The 19,513-nt window shown below is 39.0% G+C and carries 20 protein-coding genes; 5 read left to right on the top strand and 15 right to left on the bottom strand.

Features of this window, described 5'->3' with window-relative positions; translation table 11 throughout:
- Window positions 1–169: 169 nt before the first annotated feature.
- From feaR to ACB088_RS05690, 10 genes are all read right to left on the bottom strand, one after another.
- Window positions 170–1,084, bottom strand: a complete 915-nt coding sequence (gene feaR, locus ACB088_RS05735; RefSeq protein WP_005040201.1) for a transcriptional regulator FeaR — start codon at window positions 1,082–1,084, stop codon at window positions 170–172.
- Between the two features lie 197 nt (window positions 1,085–1,281).
- Window positions 1,282–2,238 carry a p-hydroxyphenylacetate 3-hydroxylase reductase component gene (locus ACB088_RS05730; protein ID WP_375038264.1) on the bottom strand — a complete coding sequence of 319 codons (957 nt, stop codon included), beginning with the start codon at window positions 2,236–2,238 and terminating at the stop codon, window positions 1,282–1,284.
- Window positions 2,239–2,283: 45 nt separating this feature from the next.
- Complete coding sequence (locus tag ACB088_RS05725; protein WP_375038263.1) at window positions 2,284–3,237, bottom strand: PDR/VanB family oxidoreductase; 954 nt, start codon at window positions 3,235–3,237, stop codon at window positions 2,284–2,286.
- A 34-nt stretch (window positions 3,238–3,271) separates the two neighbouring features.
- A complete protein-coding gene (locus ACB088_RS05720) occupies window positions 3,272–4,009 on the bottom strand; it encodes an SDR family NAD(P)-dependent oxidoreductase (protein WP_056480427.1) in 738 nt (245 codons plus the stop codon).
- Window positions 4,010–4,018: 9 nt separating this feature from the next.
- On the bottom strand, window positions 4,019–4,504 hold the full coding sequence (locus ACB088_RS05715; RefSeq protein ID WP_004642994.1) for an aromatic-ring-hydroxylating dioxygenase subunit beta: 486 nt from the start codon (window positions 4,502–4,504) through the stop codon (window positions 4,019–4,021).
- A 10-nt stretch (window positions 4,505–4,514) separates the two neighbouring features.
- Complete coding sequence (locus ACB088_RS05710; protein ID WP_133973404.1) at window positions 4,515–5,792, bottom strand: Rieske 2Fe-2S domain-containing protein; 1,278 nt, start codon at window positions 5,790–5,792, stop codon at window positions 4,515–4,517.
- A 33-nt stretch (window positions 5,793–5,825) separates the two neighbouring features.
- Window positions 5,826–6,353 (bottom strand): nuclear transport factor 2 family protein, encoded by a 528-nt coding sequence (locus tag ACB088_RS05705; protein WP_375038262.1) that lies wholly within the window; start codon window positions 6,351–6,353, stop codon window positions 5,826–5,828.
- Window positions 6,354–6,363: 10 nt separating this feature from the next.
- Window positions 6,364–6,723 (bottom strand): hypothetical protein, encoded by a 360-nt coding sequence (locus tag ACB088_RS05700; protein WP_000387554.1) that lies wholly within the window; start codon window positions 6,721–6,723, stop codon window positions 6,364–6,366.
- A 28-nt stretch (window positions 6,724–6,751) separates the two neighbouring features.
- On the bottom strand, window positions 6,752–7,900 hold the full coding sequence (locus ACB088_RS05695) for an acyl-CoA dehydrogenase family protein (RefSeq protein ID WP_375038780.1): 1,149 nt from the start codon (window positions 7,898–7,900) through the stop codon (window positions 6,752–6,754).
- Between the two features lie 36 nt (window positions 7,901–7,936).
- A complete protein-coding gene (locus ACB088_RS05690; RefSeq protein ID WP_375038261.1) occupies window positions 7,937–9,046 on the bottom strand; it encodes an amidase in 1,110 nt (369 codons plus the stop codon).
- A 148-nt stretch (window positions 9,047–9,194) separates the two neighbouring features.
- On the opposite strand from ACB088_RS05690, the gene ACB088_RS05685 reads away from it, so the two are divergent.
- From ACB088_RS05685 to ACB088_RS05675, 3 genes are all read left to right on the top strand, one after another.
- Entirely contained in the window at window positions 9,195–9,662 is a 468-nt protein-coding gene (locus ACB088_RS05685) for a MarR family winged helix-turn-helix transcriptional regulator (protein WP_004642999.1), read from the top strand.
- 426 nt (window positions 9,663–10,088) lie between these two features.
- Entirely contained in the window at window positions 10,089–11,438 is a 1,350-nt protein-coding gene (locus ACB088_RS05680; RefSeq protein ID WP_375038260.1) for a spinster family MFS transporter, read from the top strand.
- A gap of 115 nt (window positions 11,439–11,553) precedes the next feature.
- Window positions 11,554–12,810, top strand: coding sequence for an OprD family outer membrane porin (locus ACB088_RS05675; RefSeq protein ID WP_375038259.1), 1,257 nt, complete (start codon window positions 11,554–11,556; stop codon window positions 12,808–12,810).
- Between the two features lie 40 nt (window positions 12,811–12,850).
- Here ACB088_RS05675 and ACB088_RS05670 read toward each other — a convergent pair whose 3' ends face one another.
- From ACB088_RS05670 to ACB088_RS05655, 4 genes are read right to left on the bottom strand one after another with little or no spacing between them, the layout of a single operon-like run.
- Window positions 12,851–13,594, bottom strand: a complete 744-nt coding sequence (locus ACB088_RS05670; protein WP_375038258.1) for an SDR family oxidoreductase — start codon at window positions 13,592–13,594, stop codon at window positions 12,851–12,853.
- 16 nt (window positions 13,595–13,610) lie between these two features.
- A complete protein-coding gene (locus ACB088_RS05665; protein ID WP_375038257.1) occupies window positions 13,611–14,309 on the bottom strand; it encodes a histidine phosphatase family protein in 699 nt (232 codons plus the stop codon).
- On the bottom strand, window positions 14,306–15,427 hold the full coding sequence (locus tag ACB088_RS05660) for a phosphotransferase family protein (RefSeq protein WP_375038256.1): 1,122 nt from the start codon (window positions 15,425–15,427) through the stop codon (window positions 14,306–14,308). Before ACB088_RS05660 ends, ACB088_RS05665 begins: the two co-directional genes overlap by 4 nt.
- A 17-nt stretch (window positions 15,428–15,444) precedes the next feature.
- The gene (locus tag ACB088_RS05655; RefSeq protein WP_375038255.1) at window positions 15,445–16,686 is read right to left on the bottom strand and encodes an acyl-CoA dehydrogenase family protein; all 1,242 of its coding nucleotides are present in this window, start codon (window positions 16,684–16,686) and stop codon (window positions 15,445–15,447) included.
- Window positions 16,687–16,775: 89 nt separating this feature from the next.
- Between ACB088_RS05655 and ACB088_RS05650 the strand changes: the two genes are divergently transcribed.
- The gene (locus tag ACB088_RS05650; protein ID WP_375038254.1) at window positions 16,776–17,696 is read left to right on the top strand and encodes a LysR family transcriptional regulator; all 921 of its coding nucleotides are present in this window, start codon (window positions 16,776–16,778) and stop codon (window positions 17,694–17,696) included.
- Between the two features lie 43 nt (window positions 17,697–17,739).
- The gene (gene pcaU, locus ACB088_RS05645; RefSeq protein ID WP_003652006.1) at window positions 17,740–18,552 is read left to right on the top strand and encodes an IclR family transcriptional regulator PcaU; all 813 of its coding nucleotides are present in this window, start codon (window positions 17,740–17,742) and stop codon (window positions 18,550–18,552) included.
- 94 nt (window positions 18,553–18,646) lie between these two features.
- Here pcaU and ACB088_RS05640 read toward each other — a convergent pair whose 3' ends face one another.
- Complete coding sequence (locus ACB088_RS05640; protein WP_375038252.1) at window positions 18,647–19,513, bottom strand: MBL fold metallo-hydrolase; 867 nt, start codon at window positions 19,511–19,513, stop codon at window positions 18,647–18,649.

Below are 19,513 nucleotides of genomic sequence, written 5' to 3'. Positions count from 1 at the left end.
AAATGCACTTCCCTGTGAGTGAAATTCATTAGACCAACTTAATAGTTTTAAGGTTATTAAGCTTATCTAGCCTGCTCTAATGAATTTAATTTCAACACAGTTACATAGGGCTAGCTTGTTCAGGAATGACCCAGAACTTGTCTAAAAATGACATTGAGAGATGAAAGGTTTAAGCCGACATACCCTCTCTAAATTCTTTAGGAGAAATACCATAAGTCTTCTTAAATATTTTTGAAAAATGCGCGCCATCCCAAAAGCCCCATTTCAAAGCAATTTGGGTAATCGAGCTTTGTTTATTTCTTTTATCAAGCAGATCTGCTTTGACTTTTTCTAAGCGTTTGAGCTGTATATATTTGTTAATAGATAAATTTTCTTGAAGAAATAGACGGTAGAGATGACGTAACGACACCCCAATATGTTCTGCAATTAATTTAGGTGTTAAATCTGGTTTTGCTAAGTTTTCTATAATATAGCGCTCAGCTTTTTCCATCAGATTATTTGAGCTATTAATATTTTTATAATTGATGGTAGGTTTGATTAAGGCAATCAGCGCATCTTCAAAAGCATTACCGTCTTCGGTTGCGTACCAAAGTTTGATGTTTTCAGCAGACATGTTTTTCAAAATATTTTTGAGTAAAAAACCACTCATATTTTGAGTAATCAGTTTTCCAAAATATTCAGTACTAATATTTTCTTTAAGTAATTTTTCACGCGACAGATGGACCGAAATCTGGCTTACCAAGCCTTGCGGATACATAGAAATGGTTTCGACCGGATCTACCAACACAATATCGCCTTCATTCAGGCTTAGCGTTTCATTTTTATACTCGAGCAGCATTTTCCCCGAATACTGCAAAATCAAAAAGCAAAAACGATTATTCACTCGATCGATTTCATCGGCTTTTCGGACAATCTTATTTGCATTATTTCTGATAAAAGCAATTTCGGTATCACCCAATAAGAAACATTGAACTTCTCCAATGAATAAATTACGGGTGCCGTCAAAATCTGTTTCAAAATTTCCGCAAACATTCTTGATATGGTGTGTCCAATTCAACAATGCATCACTTACATATTGGTTCATCCCTTACCTCTCTATACACGTGCCACCGCGAAACATTTTCTTTCGCTGTAGTTCACTGTCTTGGCTTATTTGCAATCATGTTTTATTGATAAACAAATTGTGTGCCAAAAATTCCTTATCCTTGGAATTCTTTTGATTATAGTCAGCTAGATATAGAAAAGCTGATAAATCAATTCAATTTATCAGCTTAATGGGGCTTATGCTACTCCTGCAAAGTCTCGCAGCATGGTAATAAAAATATCCTTTTGTTCCTCAGAATATTTTTTAAACACTTCATTTTGGTGGCTATCGGCAATATCAAATAAATACTGTGCCGTTTGTTTACCTTTTTCGGTCAGTGCATACAAATTATCGTGATCAACCAGTAATCCTTCAAATTTTAAAATTTCAGCCGATCTTTCTACCTCTTGCATTGGCATGGCGATATCTCGTGGTAAATCTTCTTTACTTGAAGCAGTACCACTTGCCAAAACCAGCAACAGCCGTGATTCACTGGTTCGAAAGCCAGAAGCCATTTGTTTAGGAATATAGTCGGTTTGATAAGCTTTAAAAGCACGACTCATCAAGTAGCAGACATTATTGTATAAGTGCCCATAATGTGTCTGGTCTACGCCGTTCTGTTCAGTTTGTTTAACTTGAAGGCTTGGATGCGGCATGACACAAGAATATGCACCTTGATGGTAAACCAATGGGCTTCGACCTTGGTCATGAAAACGAACCACTTTACCAACAAGAATCCAGTGGTCACCGCCTTCAATAACTTGATAACGTTCGCACTCAAACACCGCAGAACAATTTTCTAAAATGGGTGCGCGTCCGACACCAAGTTGAAAGTTCGTGTCTGCAAATTTATCAATATTACGTCTCGAAAACTTATTAGACAGCTCAATTTGCGTGCCCGATAAAATATTGACGGCAAAATGTGTCGCTTCTTCAAACACCGAAAAACTCGAAGATTTTTTATCAATACTCCACAAAATAAGTGGTGGATCGAGTGACACCGAGTTAAAACTATTTGCGGTGACCCCAACTTTCTCGCCTTGTGCATTTTGTGCAGTAACAATGGTAACGCCTGTTGCAAAATTTCCTAATGCCCGTCGGAACTGTAGTGGATCGACCGTAAACTCATCTATTTGTTGTAATACATTCATCATCTTTCTCCTAAACCTTCTCTTACATCCATATAAATCGCGAGAGCATTAAATATCTAAAACTAATCTCGGTGTTTTAGAGCGCGAACAGCACACCAATATTTGTTCATTGCTGGCCTTTTCTTCGTCAGTAAAATAAACATCTCGATGATCAGGTTCGCCCTCAATCACATCACACATGCAGGTTCCGCATACGCCTTGCTCGCAGGACATTTCAATCTCGATGCCTTCTTTAGCCAAAGCCTGCAAAATGGTTTCGCCAGCTTCAACCATAATGATTTTTCCGCTACGCTCAGCCACCACCTCAAATGAATCACCAGAAGTGTCAGTTTCAACTTGGAAATATTCTTTGTGGATTTGCTGCTCAGGAAAGTCGTGAGTCGTGGCAAGGTTAATCACCCAGTCCATGAAACCGACTGGACCACAAGTGTAAATATGGCTCTCAGAGTCAATATCTTTAATGGCCGATTCAAAAAACGCTCTGTGGCTTGCACCTTCGGATTTAAAATGGAAGGTTGTGTATTTTGCTAACTCACCATTTTTAATTTCATCAACAAAAGCACAGTTTTCAGGGCTAGCACCACAGTAGTGAAGCTCAAAGGATGTGCCTTCAGAGGCAAGTTGATATGCCATGGTAATTAACGGCGTAATCCCAATTCCACCGCCAATCAATACGCTGTGTTTGGCTTTTAAAAGTGGAAACAAATTTTTTGGCTCACTGACCTGAATTTGCATGCCATCTTTGATTTCATCAAAAGCCGATACTGATCCACCACGAGAATCAGGGTCACGCAAAATTCCAAGGCGGAACTTACCTTCGTCATTTGGATTTTGGCAAAGTGAATACTGGCGTACCATGCCATTTGGTAAGTGCACATCAATATGCGCACCCGCTTCAACTTTTGGCAATGTTGCAGAAGTTGCAGATTCAAATTCCATGACTGCAATATTTCCACCTTCAACATGGCGATTTTTAACGACAACATCATAAAGTGTAGTCATGATTCAACTCCCTTTTCATGCGTAAGCTACGTGCTTAGCGCATGAATAAACCACCGTTAATATCCCATGTTGCACCAGTCACAAACCCCGCATTTGGACTCGCGAGCAACCCACAAGTTTCAGCAATAAAATGCATACTTCCCAAGGCTTTAACGGGAATATTTTGGATGAACTGTTCCATTTTTTCGTCTGACACCACACTATGAACAATCGGTGATTCCATCGGTCCCGGTGCAATCGCATTGACTGTTACACCTTTTGCAGCAAATTCTTTAGCAAAAATTTTGGTTAAAGTCACAATCGCACCTTTGGTTGCCGCATAGTGTGCACCCGTTGCAGTGCCACCGTTTTGGCCCGCTAAAGACGCCATATTAATGATGCGTCCATAGCCTTTTTTAGCCATATATTGACCAATAATTTGACAAGCCTGAAAAGTGCCACGTTGGTTGACTTGAGTCACCCAATCAAAATCAGCTGCGGTAATTTCTAATACTGGAGTTGCCTTGGTGACAGTTGCATTGTTAATCAACACATCAAGTTTAGAAAACTTCTCTTCAATCCATTGCACCACGGCATGAAAATCTGCTTCGACTGAAATATCTAATTTCACAGGAAACATATTTTGTGCATATTGACTTTGTGCCTTTGCATTTTCGGCCTTTTCAAGCGTACTGGCTGACAAAATCACTTGATGGCCTTGGCTCGCAAAATATTCAGCAATAACATTACCGAGTCCTGAAGCAGCCCCTGTCACTAAAACAACTTGTTTCATCTGCTGCTCCTAAAGAATGTAGCTAATACCAGCCAAGGTATCGGTTGAATTAACCAAGTTAATGATTTTACGATTAATTTTAAAACCCGTATCAGCATCACGAACCAAATGGTAAGTAATATCTGCGGTGTAATGCTTGAGGTTTTCTTTACGGAACTCACGTAAGTTTTGAGCACAGCGTAAAACGATTTCATTATCTTGATCTTGAATAACACGTACACGAGAAACACTACGTACCGTATTTGCTTTAGGTGCAGTTGAAATTGCTTCACCATTTTCAAGACGCTCTACCCGTAATGTGCGCATGTGGTTATCGTCATAGGCATAATTTAGATTGTTTTCGTAGTCAGTGAGGTTTGGGTCAATCGGAATGATATAAACGCCTTTTTCATTCCATAAATTGAGCCATTCACGGTATTCACTGTGGTCTAACATGTCTGCTTCAGCCCAGATGAAAGCAGTGACTTCATTTAATAATTGCAGATTCATATTCATTGCTCTCTCCTTAAGCCGTCATCATCTTTTTCCACTGCTGATAGGCTGCACGCATACCGGTTTCAGCACTGACATCACTTTTTAAACCATCTTCAGTTTGCACTTCGCCCGGTAACCCACGGTTCAACATGATCCATAAATCATTGCCCGCATTGGCGCCGTGTTGAACACGTTCCCAAGCTTCAGAGTCATCTGGTGTACCAAAACCAAATGGACCTTGGAAATGTTCATGCAAACGCAAGCGGTACTGATTAGCAATTTGCGGACCGCCGTCCATCGTAATCACCGAGTGATGAATTTCTGTTTCAGCAACTGAAATTGGCTGCAACACACGGAAGAACGCCATTGAACATGCAATATTCGGGAATAAATTCAAGTTAAAGCCAGAACCACCGACTGCACGCACAATACGGCGCACTTCTAATTCTTCATGACCTTCATCGCGCAAAGCTTGAGCCAAGTCTTCAAAACGTTCTTGAATTGGTCGCTCCATGAGCTCTTCGTCTAAATCAACCAGTTCAGGAATCATTACCATGACACTGTGACCATTTCCTAAATCTTCAACAAAACCCGGCTGGTTTTCGAAATTAAAGAGTTCTTCGGTTTTTTCATCTACAGAACTTAAGAATGACTTGTGTACCAACGGGAAGTGATATGCATCGGTTGTATTTTCAAGCTGGATTTTCCAGTTACCAGGGAAACGGAAACGATGCTCGCCCAACACTTTAATTGGATAACCCGCCCCTTGTTTCATAAACAGGTCAATCCATTTTTTTGCAGGTCCAAGGAACTCTTCAAGCGGTTGAATGTCTTCCTTAAATGAAGCGAAGATCATACCGTTATATTCTTCTACACGTAGACTCACCAGCGGTAACTCAGATTTATCTAAACAATCACCGTAGCTTTCCGGAGATGGCACACCGCGTAAACTACCATCTAATGCATAGCTCCAACCGTGGTACGGACATACAAAACTGTTGGTTTTTCCTTTTTTATGTTCGCAGACGGTTGCTGCACGGTGACGACAACGGTTTAAAAGTACATGGACTTTCTTTTTACGGTCACGTACCGCAACAACGGGCTGTTTACCAATGTTAATGGTTTTATAGCTTCCGCCTTCTGGAATTTCGCTGGCATGTGCAACCCATACCCAAGTGCTATAAAAGATTTTTTCCATTTCTTCATCAAAAATGCGTTCATCTTTATAAAGAGAAGTATGGGCACGGTCACTTTTAACTAAAGTTTCGTAATCAGTGCCAATGTTATGCGTTGGGATAATACTGTTCATATCAATAAATAGTCCTTTTAAATATGTCCTGGGTCATTCCTGGGAAGGTACTGGCAGTTCGGCTTCACTGTGCCAATGCGATACGGGACGACTGAAAATATTCTGTGTCTGGAAATGTTTAATCTTCCATGTTCCATCTACTTGCTTTTGAAACTTCACATTGAGCTTTGCTGCATTCAGATGACTACGGCCATCTTTAAACGTTGAAGTTTGCAACATGAGCCAAGAAGCATTTGCATGGTGCTGATTTACATAGATTTGCTCTGAATTTACAAAGTGTGCATTCATGACAAAGTGAGATTCTTTTTGGGTATAACTTTTAAACATGTCGTAAATCGACTGCCAAGAGTTATATCGACCAAAAGATTTGGCATATTTCTCGCCAATACCTTCCCAAATACAGTCTTGATCAAAAAGATTCATTAACTCATCAAGGTCTGTATTTGCATTGAGCTCATCACAGATTTCCATATAACGGTTCAGGCAGTTACGAATAGCGTTGTGCGCTTCTAACTGTTCTAGCCGCTCTATGATTTCTGCAATATTCACTTTGTCATTCATTGCAGTCGCCTTAACGTTGGATAATCAATTCGCGCCCAACACGAGCTTCAACTTTGCAATATTTCCAAAGTTTGTATGGCCCTTCACCCACCACCGTCGTTCTAAACAAGTTACAAGCTGCATGTACGGTTTCAATATCAGGAACGTCTGCAAGCAAATACGTTGTCCACGGCCAACCTGCACTTGGGCCAACCATGCTTTGGTCATCATCAAGATTTCCAAAAACATGCACACCCGGTAAGTCATGAATACCATTCCACATTTCACCAAATGCTGCCCAAACCGCTTTTGCTTCAGCAGGTTCTGCATCAAAAAAGTTTTGGTTAATACCCATGCAGAACAAAACACGTAATGATTTTTTAGCTTCCATCTCGATATCCTTTTTAAAAATTAAAAACTTATAAATAACCTGGGGTTGGCTTTAACCCAAAACTGATTGATCCTGCATTTTGTAAAGTCGCATCACCCATAAAGGCATGCTGTGTCACCACATTGGTGTCGTTTACAAAACGGCTAAATGGATTGTTGGTATAAATCGCTGTCATGCCCGCGAGCATTTGCATTTTTCGGGTCACTTTGGCGCAAACTCGAGCTGCATGGGTACATGCCAGACGCATATCACTAACTTGTTCAGCAGTTGCCTCATGTCCAGCAATAATTTCATTCCAAACAATATCCATGGTTTGATAAAACCAAGACTTTGCAGCTTGAAACTCTGCATCTGCCTGAGCAAATTCATATTGAGTCACTGGGCGGTTTGCAATTTCTGACCCACCTGTAATGGATGCTTTACCGGGTGCCAATTTTTCAAATTCTTCTAATGCAGCAGCTGCAACGCCAATACCCACCACCGTTAACACTTGAGTAGCTAAAGAGAGTGATGGATATTTAAAAAATGGTTCACTTAGTTTTGACGGTTCGCCACGTACAAAGGTCCATTTCTTTTCGACCAATACATCTTCGACTACCAAATCGTGGCTTCCCGTACCTTTTAGCCCAACGGTGTCCCATGTCATTTCAATTTTGGCTTTTTTTGCAGGCATCACTGCCATACGTGGTAAACCTTGCATTTCATTGTTTTTAAGCGGTGAAATTCCCACGCCAACAATGTCAGCTCCCATACACCCACTTGAGAATTTCCAGCGTCCACGAACCACTACACCATCATCGGTAATTTCAGCAGGCTGCGGCGGAAAAATACCCCCTGCAAACACAACATCCGGTCCATTTTGGTACAACTCTTTAAGCGTTTCTTCAGGCAAACTCCCTAAATATGCAGGGCTCATACCGAAACTTGCCACCCAACCCACTGAACCGTCAGCTTTAGATAAAGTTTCGATCAATTCGCAAAACTGTCGTGGTGACCATTCTTCACCACCAAAACGTTTAGGAACTAATGCACGGTAAACACCAATCTGTTTAAGTTTTTCGATAATGTCTTGGCTCACATACGCCTGATTATCGAATTCACCTGCACAGGCACGCTCACGAATTTCTTGGCACAAAGCATCTAAGTCAACTGCTTTGTCTTGAGAAGCAAACTCCATTTTAGATAACTTATTCATCATCTAACTCCTTGTAATTTATTGCATTGCATCAACACAAAATTTAGCTATAGCGCATAATTGCTCATCTTTTTGATGCTTCGATACGATCTGTAAGCCCACAGGTAAACCTTCACTGGTTTCAAGCGGCACTGAAATGGCTGGATGTCCTGATAAATTAAATGGTCGTACTAAACCCGTCAGATTCAAAAAAGCGACTGTATTTTCAGCTTCAGCAACTTTCGGTGGAATTTGCGGAAGTGTAGGTAAGATCAATGCATCATATTTTTCTAATAGTGCATCAAGTTCTTGGGTCAGCTGCGCTTTCACAACTTCTGCTTGTTTCACTTGCTCTAAAGTTGTTGCGGCAGCTTTTAATAAACGACCATTTACATCAGAACCAACTAAGCCTGTTTGAGTTAACTCACCCAAAGCTTGCCAATTTTCATAATTAATAATCTGCATACCTGCATCAAAAGCCGCTTCAAAATGTTCAACTTTTTCTAAAGTGATCTGTAAATTGGCTTTTTGAAGTGCTTGTTGAATGCAATTGCAAATAATCTCATCTGCTTTTACATCTAAAACAGCAAGTTTTGGTGTGCTAGTACATTCAATAGGCTTGAAAGTTGGGTCAATAATTTGCATAGCTTTTTCAATCATTTCGACTGAATTTGCAAAGGGGCCAACGCAATCTAAAGAACTTGACGGTGGATAGACGCCCTGTCTGCTAACACGACCAAAAGTCGGTTTTAAACCAAAAACTCCACAGCATGCAGCAGGCATACGAATAGAGCCGCCCGTGTCGGTACCTAAAGTAAAGTCAGCTTGTTTTGCTGCAATAGCCGCAGCCGAACCACTTGAAGAGCCACCAGGAATAAGTTCAGGGTATTTTGGATTAATGGGTGTACCAAAAGCGTGATTAATGCCAGTAATGCCAAAAGCCAATTCGTGCAAATTTGTTTTTGCAATAATTTCACAATCTGCTTTTAAAATGTTTTTAACCACCTCGGCATCATCTTGAGCAGGTTCAACATTTAATAAAGCTCGACTGCCAGCAATGGTTTTTAGACCCTGAATATCAATCGTATCTTTGACCATCACCTTGAGCTTGCCACTTCCTTTATGCACGCTTTGGCTAACAATATTCATTCACTTTTCCATGTATTTTTATCCATTGATTAAAATATGAGAAAATTTAATGGAATTGTCAAGTATTTTTTATAATTTGTACTCAAGGAAATATGCAAAATTTTGTTTATAATAGGATTACCCTTTTTTCCTAAGTTATTGCTTAGCTATGCTTGATCATTTAGAACAATTTCTTCCTAATAAAGAACCGTCGAGTATTCAAAATTTCCCTTTTTTTTGGATTTCCCAAGTTAATGGAAAATATTCTCAACTTATTGAAAAATCAATAAAAAAACTAGGTATTGATAATACACGCCGTAAAATTATTTTAAGTACAAATGCCCTTGGAGAAGCAAGTATTACCGATATTGCTAATCTTTCGACTTTAAAATTAACCACTGCAACCAAGGCTGTATATCGGTTAGTTGAAGATGAAATCGTTGAAGTCTACTCTTCTACTTCAGATGAACGGATCTCAATGGTGAAATTAACTGCCAAAGGTGTTGAGCTGGTTGAACAGATTAATCAGATTAGTGTTGTGACCTTGGCTGGTATTTTGAATGCTTTTTCAGAAGATGAACTCCATAATCTAAATAACCAGTTGAAGAAATTATTTGATCTTATGCCTTCAAGCTAACTTAGATTCATCTTGTTTAAACATGAAAGAGTGAGCAGAAAACCGATATGGCTTTCTGCTCACTCTTTTTAAAATATCAATATTTATCAAAAACCTAAAATCATAAAACATCATTTCCTTCCTACAAATCATAATAATTTCTAAATTTTCCGATTGTTTAAATACCTATTAGGTATCCAAACATACTTAATAAGTAATGGAATTTTACATATAAAAAGAAAATAATATTTCCATCATATAGAAATTCTCACCTTCTTCTTTAACTATCTTTGTCTGTATATGCAGTTTGTATATAAGGCAATTCTTCAATCAAACAGGTTATTTATTTTTCAAAAGTTATTGGGGGACACCAAACTATCTTTTAGGAAACATAGATAGCCGAGATTCAACTTCTCTAAAAGAGTTTTATACATAAGGATTAAGTGTATGAACCAAAGTAATATCGCTGTTGAAAGGACACAAAAGAAAACCAATGCATATGCATGGTACGTGGTCATACTTTGTATGTTGGCCTATATATTTTCATTCATTGATCGCCAAATTCTGGCACTTATGATCGAGCCGATCAAAGCCGATCTTCAACTTTCAGATACCCAGTTTAGTCTATTACATGGCCTAGCCTTTTCCCTGTTTTACGCCGTCATGGGTTTACCTTTAGCCTATATTGCCGACCGTTTCTCACGCCCAAAGCTTATTTCAATCGGTATTATTGTCTGGAGTTTGGCAACAGCCACTTGTGGTTTAAGTAAAAACTTCATTCAACTATTTTTAAGTCGTATGGCTGTTGGTGTAGGCGAAGCTGCCTTATCTCCTGCTGCATATTCAATGTTTAGCGATATGTTCAGTAAGGACAAACTCGGTCGCGCCGTTGGAATCTATTCTGTTGGAGCTTTTTTAGGTGGCGGTATTGCCTTTTTAGTCGGCGGTTATGTCATTAATTTACTTAAAGACGTGACTTTAATTCAAGTTCCTTTATTAGGCGCACTTAAGGCCTGGCAAATCGCTTTTTTAGTGGTGGGCTTACCCGGCATCATTATTGGTTTGCTATTTATCCTGACAGTTAAAGACCCAGCCCGTAAAGGTCAGCAGCTGAACCAAAATGGACAAGTTGACCAAGTTAAATTCACACAATGTCTTCAGTTTATTAAAAAGCATTCAAAAACCTTTGCCTGTCACTATTTAGGTTTTACCTTCTATGCTATGGCGCTCTACAGTCTTACTAGTTGGACACCCGCATTTTATATCCGAAAGTTTCAACTCGCTCCAACAGAAACAGGTTACATGCTTGGTACCATCCTGTTAATTGCAAATACATTAGGGGTGTTTTGTGCAGGTTGGTTAAATGATTGGTTTATCAAAAAAGGACGCCAAGATGCTCCGATGATTACAGGTGTGATTGGTATTGTTGGTCTGATTATTCCAATTTCATTTTTTACTCAAACAGATCAGCTTTGGTTGTCGGTTAGCTTATTAATTCCTGCGATGTTCTTTGCGTCTTTCCCTCTGGTAATTTCGGCAACTGCCTTACAAATGTTAGCGCCAAATCAATTTAGAGCACGTCTTTCCGCTCTCTTCCTTTTGATCAGTAACTTAATTGGGCTTGGTATTGGCACAACATTGGTCGCAATCATTACAGATAAAGTTTTTGCTAATCCTTTAATGGTTGGCTCATCTTTATCGATTGTCGGTGGGTTCTCTTGTGTGCTGGCTTTAATTTTACTTTTCAAAGGCTGCAAATTCTTTAGTGAAAGTATGAAGCTTGAAAAATTAAATTAATTGAAGAAATCACCTGTTATTTAACAGTGCTCCCTTTAAGAACTTAGGGAGTACTACACAAATATTTCACAACACGTAATGCCTAGGACTGGCGCATAGATTTTGGAAATGGATTATGGAATTATTTCAACGCTTTAAACCGCAGCCTTTAGCTATAGCAACTTTAATATTGATGTGTGGCAATTCATGGGCTGCAAATCCGAATCAGCAAACTGAAGATGAATGGAAATTCACTTTAAAAAATGCCTATATCAACCGCGATTTTGATAACGATGCCTTAAAAGATACTGGCAGTTGGTCTCAGGCAGCATCGCTATTTTATAAATCGAAAATGCATGATACCCCACTAGTAATAGCAGACAAGCCAATCACCATTGGTGCCGATGCTTCTGTTCAATACGCCGTGCGTTTAAGTTCAGACAAACATGTCGCCGATACGGTTTTACCTTTTAATAAAGAAACCCAATCTCAAGCATCGGACTATCTAAAATACGGTGCAACCTTAAAGCTGGGCTATAACAAAACACTTTTAAGTGTAGGTGAGCTTTGGTTGGATTTACCTGTAACTGCCGTAGATGCTAGTCGTCAGTTACTTACTTCGTATTGGGGAACCAATTTAAAGTCGCAACTTTCAGATCAACTCTATGCTGAAATTGGTCGGGTTGAAAAAGTATCACCACGAAATGAAGAAGATTTTAAAAAGTTTTCCTTCACGGCCAATGGAATTACCAAAGAATCTGATGGCTTAAACTATATTGACCTACGCTACCAATTTACGCCGTCTTTAAAGGGTGAATACTATTTTGGTAATTTAGAAGATCTATATAACAAGCATTATGTAGGACTTGAGCATACGTGGAAACAACCAACTTTTGCCCTGACTTCCAAGTTTAAATACTTCAATGCAAAAGATGATGGCAATACTTTTGATATTGATGCGCAGAACATCGGATTACTTGAAACTGTCAAAGTAAAAAACCATACCTTTGGTTTAGGTTATCAACAAATTATTGGTGAATCAGCTTATCCACTACCAGATGGCTTCTTACCTGAAACCTATTTCATTAACTGGAATGCCACCGGTTTCTTTAAAGAAGATGAAAAGTCTTACCATGTGATGTATGGCTACGACTTTAAGGACTATGTACCGGGCTTAAATGCGATGGTGAAATATGTTTACGGACATGACTTTAAAGCAGCGAATGGTGAAAAGAACCATGAAACTGAGTCGAATGTAATTCTGAACTATGCGTTTCAGCAGCCATTCTTAAAAGGCGTTGCCCTGCAATATATTCGTATTGATTACAACGTCAAACACGGTAATGACTTTGGTGAAGACCGCCTATTTGTGAATTACACCAAGAAGTTCTAAATATAAAAAATTACCCCCTAAAATTTAGGGGGTAATTTTTTTATCCTAATTTATTAACCAACCTTAAAGGCAAAACCTTCATTGCAATGCTCATCGGTAACCATGGCCACTGCGGTACATAAGCTTTCACCGGTTGTTTTTCGATAGCTTTTACTAAAGCTTTGCATCCTGTTTTAGCATCTACTTCAAATGGCAAATGTTTAGCACCTTCATTCATTTCAGTGCGAATGTAACCTGGGAAAATTGTAGAAACTTTAATTGGGGTATTCAGCAATTCAGCGCGAATACCTTCGGCTAAGTGAGCAACCGCAGCTTTACTTGCCGCATAAGTCGATAAATGTTTTGGTAATCCACGCATGGCACTCATTGATGACATCACCACCAAATGGCCTGCGTTTTGCTCTCTAAAAATTTCAACCGCCGCTTCACACTGTGCTAAGGCAGAGATAAAGTTGGTTTCAGCGGTGGCTTTATTAATTTCAAAATTACCTTTACCAATACGGCGGCCATTTCCGACTCCAGCATTGACAATAATTCGGTCTAAATAGCCAAACTCTTGCTTAAATGCACGAAATACTTCAAAAACCTGATCGTAATTTGTGACATCTAAACTTTTTGCAATCACCTGAATGCCATATTCATTTTCAAGTTCAGTTTTTAAAGTCTCTAAACGATCTAAACGGCGTGCACAAATCGCCAAGTTATAGCCTTTCGCTGCAAATTCATGAGCCATACCCGCACCCAACCCAGAACTTGCACCTGTAATTAAAATTGTCTTTGCCATGCTTTTATCCTTATTTTTAAATCCATGTCAGTAAATCTGGACGTTCAGCTTTTATAAAATGATGTTCATTTAAACTTAGAACCTGAGCTTCATTTCCAACTAAACGTAAAGTGGTGAGACTTGTATTAGTAATTGCCCAGTTCAAAGCAAAAGTTCGATTTGGGCTCAGTTCAAGCAATTTGCCAATTGCGACAGAAATCACACCACCAGAAGTAAAAACGACTGCATAGCGAGGTTTGGTTTTTGCCAATTCATCACAAAGTTGTTGTAGTGCCGTTTCAACTCTGTCTTTAAAATGCGGCCATGACTCATCATATTCATGATGAAAATCGCCATCTGTCCATCGTCCAATTGCGCCTTCAAATATTTTGGCAAGATAGGCACGTGGATTATTATCTTGTGCTACGTCAGCTTTTAACAATTCCGGTTGTTCAAAACGCGGTTCATAACGTGCAAAAACCTGCTGATGATTAAACTCGTTCCATAAACTATTGTGATTAATCATCGCATCTGGGAAGCATTCATTTAAAGCGAGTTGTGCAGTTTGTTGATGGCGCTGCATGGTTCCGGCCACAACATAAGGTTGTTCTTTCAATATTTGCTTAAAGTATTGCCCTAATAAAGTCGCTTGAGCTTCACCATTTTCAGACAACTCATCATAGTTACTTTTACCAAATGATGCCTGCCCATGTCTTACCAGATAAATTGTGGTCATTTTCTTAAAATACCCTGTATTTTCTGTAGAGATTGCTGAGCAAATTCCGATTCTTGAATTTTTTGCTGCCCAATAAGTTTTAAAGCTCGCACATGTAACGCATGAATGACGATCCAGAAATCTTTAAAAGCTGGATTTCGCGTTTGTTTATGGTAATAGCGGTAATAGATTTGCTGAGCAATCACTGCTAAACGAAATATGCCAAATACCTCATAAAAAGCCCAATTTTGAGCGTTCAGACCTGTTTTTTTCAGGTAATAATCAACAACTTCTTTGCGAGAGAACATTCCCTTTAAATGGGTAGGCTGACGACGTGTCGATCTAAAAATCATATTATCCGTAGGTTCAACCCAATAGGCTAAAGCACTGCCTAAATCCATTAATGGATCACCCAAGGTTGCCATTTCCCAATCCAGCACGCCAATCACTTCAGTTGGATGCTCTGGATCTAAAATCACATTATCAAAACGCCAATCATTATGAATAATGCAAGTCGTGGAATCTTGAGGAATATTATCGTTCAACCATTTTCGGACATATTTAAATGAAGGAACATTAAGCGTTTTAACTTTTTCATAGCGTTTATCCCAACCTTCAACTTGTCTACGGCAATATCCTCCACCTTTGCCTAGTTCAGCTAAAGGCGTGTTTTCATAAGGAACTTGATGTAACTCGATTAGCTTATCAAGTACATTTACACAAAGTTGGTGAACATCCTCTTCATTAAATCTAAGCTCGGGCGGCAATTTAGCACGAGGAATAATTCCCGCAATGCGCTCCATGACATAAAAATCACAGCCAATAACCTTTTCATCCTGACAAAGTGCCACCATTTTAGGAAGTACCGGATAATAAGGCGCAAGGTTTTTCTGCACCATATATTCACGGGCCATATCGTGAGCAGACTTCGCTTTTGTTCCTTTTGGAGGACGTCGTAAAATTAAATCGGTATTTTCATACTTTAAACGATAAGTCCAATTTGAAGCACCACCTGTATATTGAGTCACGATTGCTGAGCCGATCAACTCAACACCTTGGTTCTTTAACCAGCTTTCAACTGCTCTAATATCAAGTTCTTCACCTTCACGTACTTCACCGCCTATATCAATTACCGACATTCTAATTTCCTTTAAACTTATACTTTCTTATGACGACCGTAACCACGTTTGGCTAACTCTAATTTGGCAATCATGCCTTTATGTACTTCATCAGGACCATCAGCTAAACGTAAACTGCGTGCTTGAGCAAAGAAACCTGTTAATGGTGTATCTCTTGAAACGCCCGCACCGCCATGTAGCTGAATCGCCATGTCGACTACTTTTTCTAAAACACTTGGAGCCACCACTTTAATTGCGGATATTTCTGTTAAAGCGGCCATATTACCTAAAGTATCCATTTTATAGGCTGCATACAAGGTTAAAAGCCGAGCTTGGTCTATCGCTACTCGCGCATCAGCTACCCGTTCGAGGTTCCCACCGAGTTTTAAAATTTCTTTGCCAAACGCAGTTCTAGACATCCCGCGGTCGATCATGAGCTCCAAAGCTTTTTCAGCAGCACCAATACAGCGCATACAATGGTGAATACGTCCGGGTCCTAAACGGCCTTGAGCAATTTCAAAACCTTGACCTGCACCACCAATAAAGTTTTCAATAGGTACTCGAACATTATTAAAATGAACTTCACCGTGCCCATGCGGCGCATCGTAGTCTCCAAACACTGGTAACATACGCTGAATTTCAACACCCGCCGTATCAATAGGTACTAAAACCATGGAGTGTTGATGATGACGGTCTTTGCTTTCATCTGGGGTATGAGCCATAAATATAATGACTTTGGCATTTGGGTCACCTAAACCAGAAGACCACCACTTTTTGCCATTTAAAACAATTTCATTACCGTCGATGAGCGCAGTCGCTTGCATATTTGTTGCATCGCTTGAAGCAACATCTGGTTCAGTCATACAAAAAACAGAGCGAATTTTTCCATCTAATAACGGCTGTAACCATTGCTGTTTTTGCTGTTCACTGCCATAGCGCCATAACAATTCCATATTCCCTGTGTCAGGTGCGTTACAGTTAAAAACGGTAGGTGCCAATAAGCTACGCCCAGTTAATTCTGCAATGTGAGCATATTCCTGAACCGTTAATCCCGCACCGAGCTTGTCATCGGGTAGAAACATATTCCAAAGACCAGCTTGCTGCGCTTTAGATTTCAAAGTTTCTAAAAGTTCAGGCCATTGCCATTTTTTCCAGTTTCCATCTGGATTTAGCTCATGAACTTCTTCCCAAAATTTTGCTTCAACAGGTTCTATTTCTTCTTGAATAAATTTTCTTGTTCGCTCGACAAAATCTTGAGCTGTTTTTGAAAGTTCAAACATTATTTTTTCCTTTACATCATTATCTTGTCTTTACATCAACATAACTTGAAACTTAATATGAATGAAATGATTTTATTAAATAACACATCATGAATAATATTCATAACCTGCATGGGCTCGATTTAAGCTTTTTCCATCGAATAGATATCAATTTATATCCTCTTTTTATCGCGATTTATGAGCAAAAAAGTATTTCAAATGCTGCAAGTAGCCTCAACATTACACAATCGGCAGCAAGCCATGCTCTGCAACGGTTACGCCAACAACTCGAAGATGATGTATTTATACGTGTAGGCAATAAAATGTCTGCAACGCCTTTTGCAGAACAGATTTACCCCACTGTGAAGCAAGCGCTTTTAACCATTCAAAATATTAGCCTGCAGAAACACGTCTTTGACCCAACCAGTTTAAAAAACTTAAAAATCGCTGTGCATGATGAAATTGAGCCTATTATTCTTCCAAGACTTGTTCAACATTTTCAAAATCTTAATTTAGATTTGCAGTTTGTGAGTATGAAGCTAGATCGAAAACATATTACGGCCGACTTGGCGACGCAGCAGCTCGACTTCGTGATTGATTTGGAACAATACTTATCTCCAAAAATTACCTTTGACCACCTTGTAACAGACGAGTTCGTCATTTGCAGTCAACTTAAAGAAGTCGATTTATCGAGTTATATCAGTGGCCGACACATCGGTGTTTCGTCACGCCGTACGGGTGCTTTACTTGAAGATATTTATTTAAACCAACATCAAAAAATTTCAAGAAATGTATTCATGCGCTGTCAAAACTACTCAACAGCATTACAAGTTTTGGAGGCTCAAGCTGACGCAATATTGACTATGCCCCGAATGATTTTGCAGCATTTATCCTATAGTTCGGACATTCGTTTGCATTCACTCCCATTTGAGATAACCAATATCAAAATGGGGATGTTTTGGCATGAAGATTTAAGGGATAATTTAAGGCATCAATTTTTGCGACATGAAATTATTAAACTTTTTCTGTAAAGCAAATTGATCTACTAACGCCTACATCGTACAAGGACCTGTTATGAGTAAAGATGAACGAATAATCCAGAATCAGGACAACAAGAAAACTATTCGTCATGAAGATTACATTGCTGGCATTGGTAAAGGCATGGCGATTTTAGATAGCTTTAGCAGCAATCAACATCGTTTAAATATTTCTATGGCCGCTGAAAAAACTGGGCTTACCCGAGCGGCAGCAAGACGTCATTTATTAACCTTAGAATATCTAGGCTATCTTGAGTCAGATGGTCACTATTACTATTTAACCCCTAAAGTTCTTAAATTTTCGGGGGCTTATTTAGGTGCAGCTCAACTTCCAAAAGTATCGCAGCCTTTATTAAACCTATTAACTAACCAAACCTCTCTGATTTATTCTGTGATGGTACTTGACGGTTATGAAGCCATTACCATTGCACGTAGTGCGGCGCACCAACAAACTGACCGTGTAAATCCATACGGGTTACATTTGGGTAATCGCTTGCCTGCTCATGCGACCTCGGCGGGTAAAATTTTACTGGCACATTTAAGCCAAGAAGAACAATTGGACTGGCTTCAAAAATACCCACTACAGCGTTTAACCAAATATACGCATATTGAAAACGATAAATTTTTAGAGTTACTACAAGAAATTCGAGAACAAGATTGGTGTTATTCACGTGAAGAACATGAATTAGGTGTTCACGCACTCGCCGTACCAATTTATGGGCAAGACTTTAAAGTCGTTGCGGCTTTAAATATTGTTTCTCCAACCATGAAAACAACTGAAGAATATTTAATTCAACATATTTTGCCTTTATTGCAAGAGACTTCGCGGGATTTGAGACAAGTTCTTTAAATCTTACTTAGGCTATTTTCATGGGATAAATTTTATTATTTGCTTAGGCTATTTGTTGAGTGGTAATGACTGGATGGATATGCTTAGGCTATTTCTAAAAATAATTAAATGGTATTTTTAAATAACGGATGCCATTCGCTTCAGGTTCCGGAAAATTTCCTGCATACATATTAATTTGTATTGAAGGCAAGATTAATTTTGGCATTGGTAAAGTTGCGTCTCTTTCTTGGCGCATTTTTATGAATGACTCTTTAGAAACTTGTCGATTTAAATGAATATTGCTTTGCTTTTGAGTTTTTATGTCTGTTTGACAGACATATTCATCACGACCTTCTGGCTTATAGTCATGGCATAAGAACATGCGCATGTTATCAGGAAGTGTATAAAGCTGTTGTACCGAGTCATAGAGAGCGGCGGCACTCCCTTTAGGAAAGTCACATCTAGCCGAACCATAATCAGGCATAAATAAAGTATCACCCACAAAAACAGCATCAGCAATTAAATAGCTTAAGCAAGCAGGTGTATGCCCTGGCGTAGGAATGTTATAAGCCTCTATATCCCCTATTTTGAAATGTTCATGATCTTCAAATAAATAATCAAAAGGCTGATTTTCATTAAATTTTTTAAAATCAAAATTATAGATAGCAGAAAAAGTTTCTTGTACGATTGAAATTTTTTGACTTATGGCAATTGTGCCACCCAATTTAGATTTTAAATATTGGGCCGCGGTCATATGGTCTGCATGCACATGGGTTTCTAAAATCCATTGCACTTTGAAGTTTTGAGCTAAAACATAATCGATAATCAGATCAGCATTGGTTGTTTTCGTAGTCGCTGAAGCTGCATCGTAGTCAAGTACACTGTCAATAATGGCGCATTGACGCGTAACCAAATCCGCAACAACATAGCTAAAAGTATTGGTATTTTCATCAAAAAAATCTTTTACTAGAGGTTGTTGCAT

The sequence above is a fragment of the Acinetobacter sp. RW6 genome, from assembly GCF_041956835.1.
Classification (GTDB): Bacteria; Pseudomonadota; Gammaproteobacteria; order Pseudomonadales; family Moraxellaceae; genus Acinetobacter; species Acinetobacter calcoaceticus.
Note: the sequence above shows the minus strand (reverse complement) of the source record. Positions and strands in the feature narration are given on the sequence as shown.

Coding starts and splice junctions, on each gene's coding strand:
- feaR (WP_005040201.1), bottom strand. CDS start 1,084: ATGAACCAATATGTAAGTGATGCATTGTTGAATTGGACACACCATATC.
- ACB088_RS05730 (WP_375038264.1), bottom strand. CDS start 2,238: ATGATGAATGTATTACAACAAATAGATGAGTTTACGGTCGATCCACTA.
- ACB088_RS05725 (WP_375038263.1), bottom strand. CDS start 3,237: ATGACTACACTTTATGATGTTGTCGTTAAAAATCGCCATGTTGAAGGT.
- ACB088_RS05720 (WP_056480427.1), bottom strand. CDS start 4,009: ATGAAACAAGTTGTTTTAGTGACAGGGGCTGCTTCAGGACTCGGTAAT.
- ACB088_RS05715 (WP_004642994.1), bottom strand. CDS start 4,504: ATGAATATGAATCTGCAATTATTAAATGAAGTCACTGCTTTCATCTGG.
- ACB088_RS05710 (WP_133973404.1), bottom strand. CDS start 5,792: ATGAACAGTATTATCCCAACGCATAACATTGGCACTGATTACGAAACT.
- ACB088_RS05705 (WP_375038262.1), bottom strand. CDS start 6,353: ATGAATGACAAAGTGAATATTGCAGAAATCATAGAGCGGCTAGAACAG.
- ACB088_RS05700 (WP_000387554.1), bottom strand. CDS start 6,723: ATGGAAGCTAAAAAATCATTACGTGTTTTGTTCTGCATGGGTATTAAC.
- ACB088_RS05695 (WP_375038780.1), bottom strand. CDS start 7,900: ATGGAGTTTGCTTCTCAAGACAAAGCAGTTGACTTAGATGCTTTGTGC.
- ACB088_RS05690 (WP_375038261.1), bottom strand. CDS start 9,046: ATGAATATTGTTAGCCAAAGCGTGCATAAAGGAAGTGGCAAGCTCAAG.
- ACB088_RS05685 (WP_004642999.1), top strand. CDS start 9,195: ATGCTTGATCATTTAGAACAATTTCTTCCTAATAAAGAACCGTCGAGT.
- ACB088_RS05680 (WP_375038260.1), top strand. CDS start 10,089: ATGAACCAAAGTAATATCGCTGTTGAAAGGACACAAAAGAAAACCAAT.
- ACB088_RS05675 (WP_375038259.1), top strand. CDS start 11,554: ATGGAATTATTTCAACGCTTTAAACCGCAGCCTTTAGCTATAGCAACT.
- ACB088_RS05670 (WP_375038258.1), bottom strand. CDS start 13,594: ATGGCAAAGACAATTTTAATTACAGGTGCAAGTTCTGGGTTGGGTGCG.
- ACB088_RS05665 (WP_375038257.1), bottom strand. CDS start 14,309: ATGACCACAATTTATCTGGTAAGACATGGGCAGGCATCATTTGGTAAA.
- ACB088_RS05660 (WP_375038256.1), bottom strand. CDS start 15,427: ATGTCGGTAATTGATATAGGCGGTGAAGTACGTGAAGGTGAAGAACTT.
- ACB088_RS05655 (WP_375038255.1), bottom strand. CDS start 16,686: ATGTTTGAACTTTCAAAAACAGCTCAAGATTTTGTCGAGCGAACAAGA.
- ACB088_RS05650 (WP_375038254.1), top strand. CDS start 16,776: ATGAATAATATTCATAACCTGCATGGGCTCGATTTAAGCTTTTTCCAT.
- pcaU (WP_003652006.1), top strand. CDS start 17,740: ATGAGTAAAGATGAACGAATAATCCAGAATCAGGACAACAAGAAAACT.
- ACB088_RS05640 (WP_375038252.1), bottom strand. CDS start 19,513: ATGCAACAACCTCTAGTAAAAGATTTTTTTGATGAAAATACCAATACT.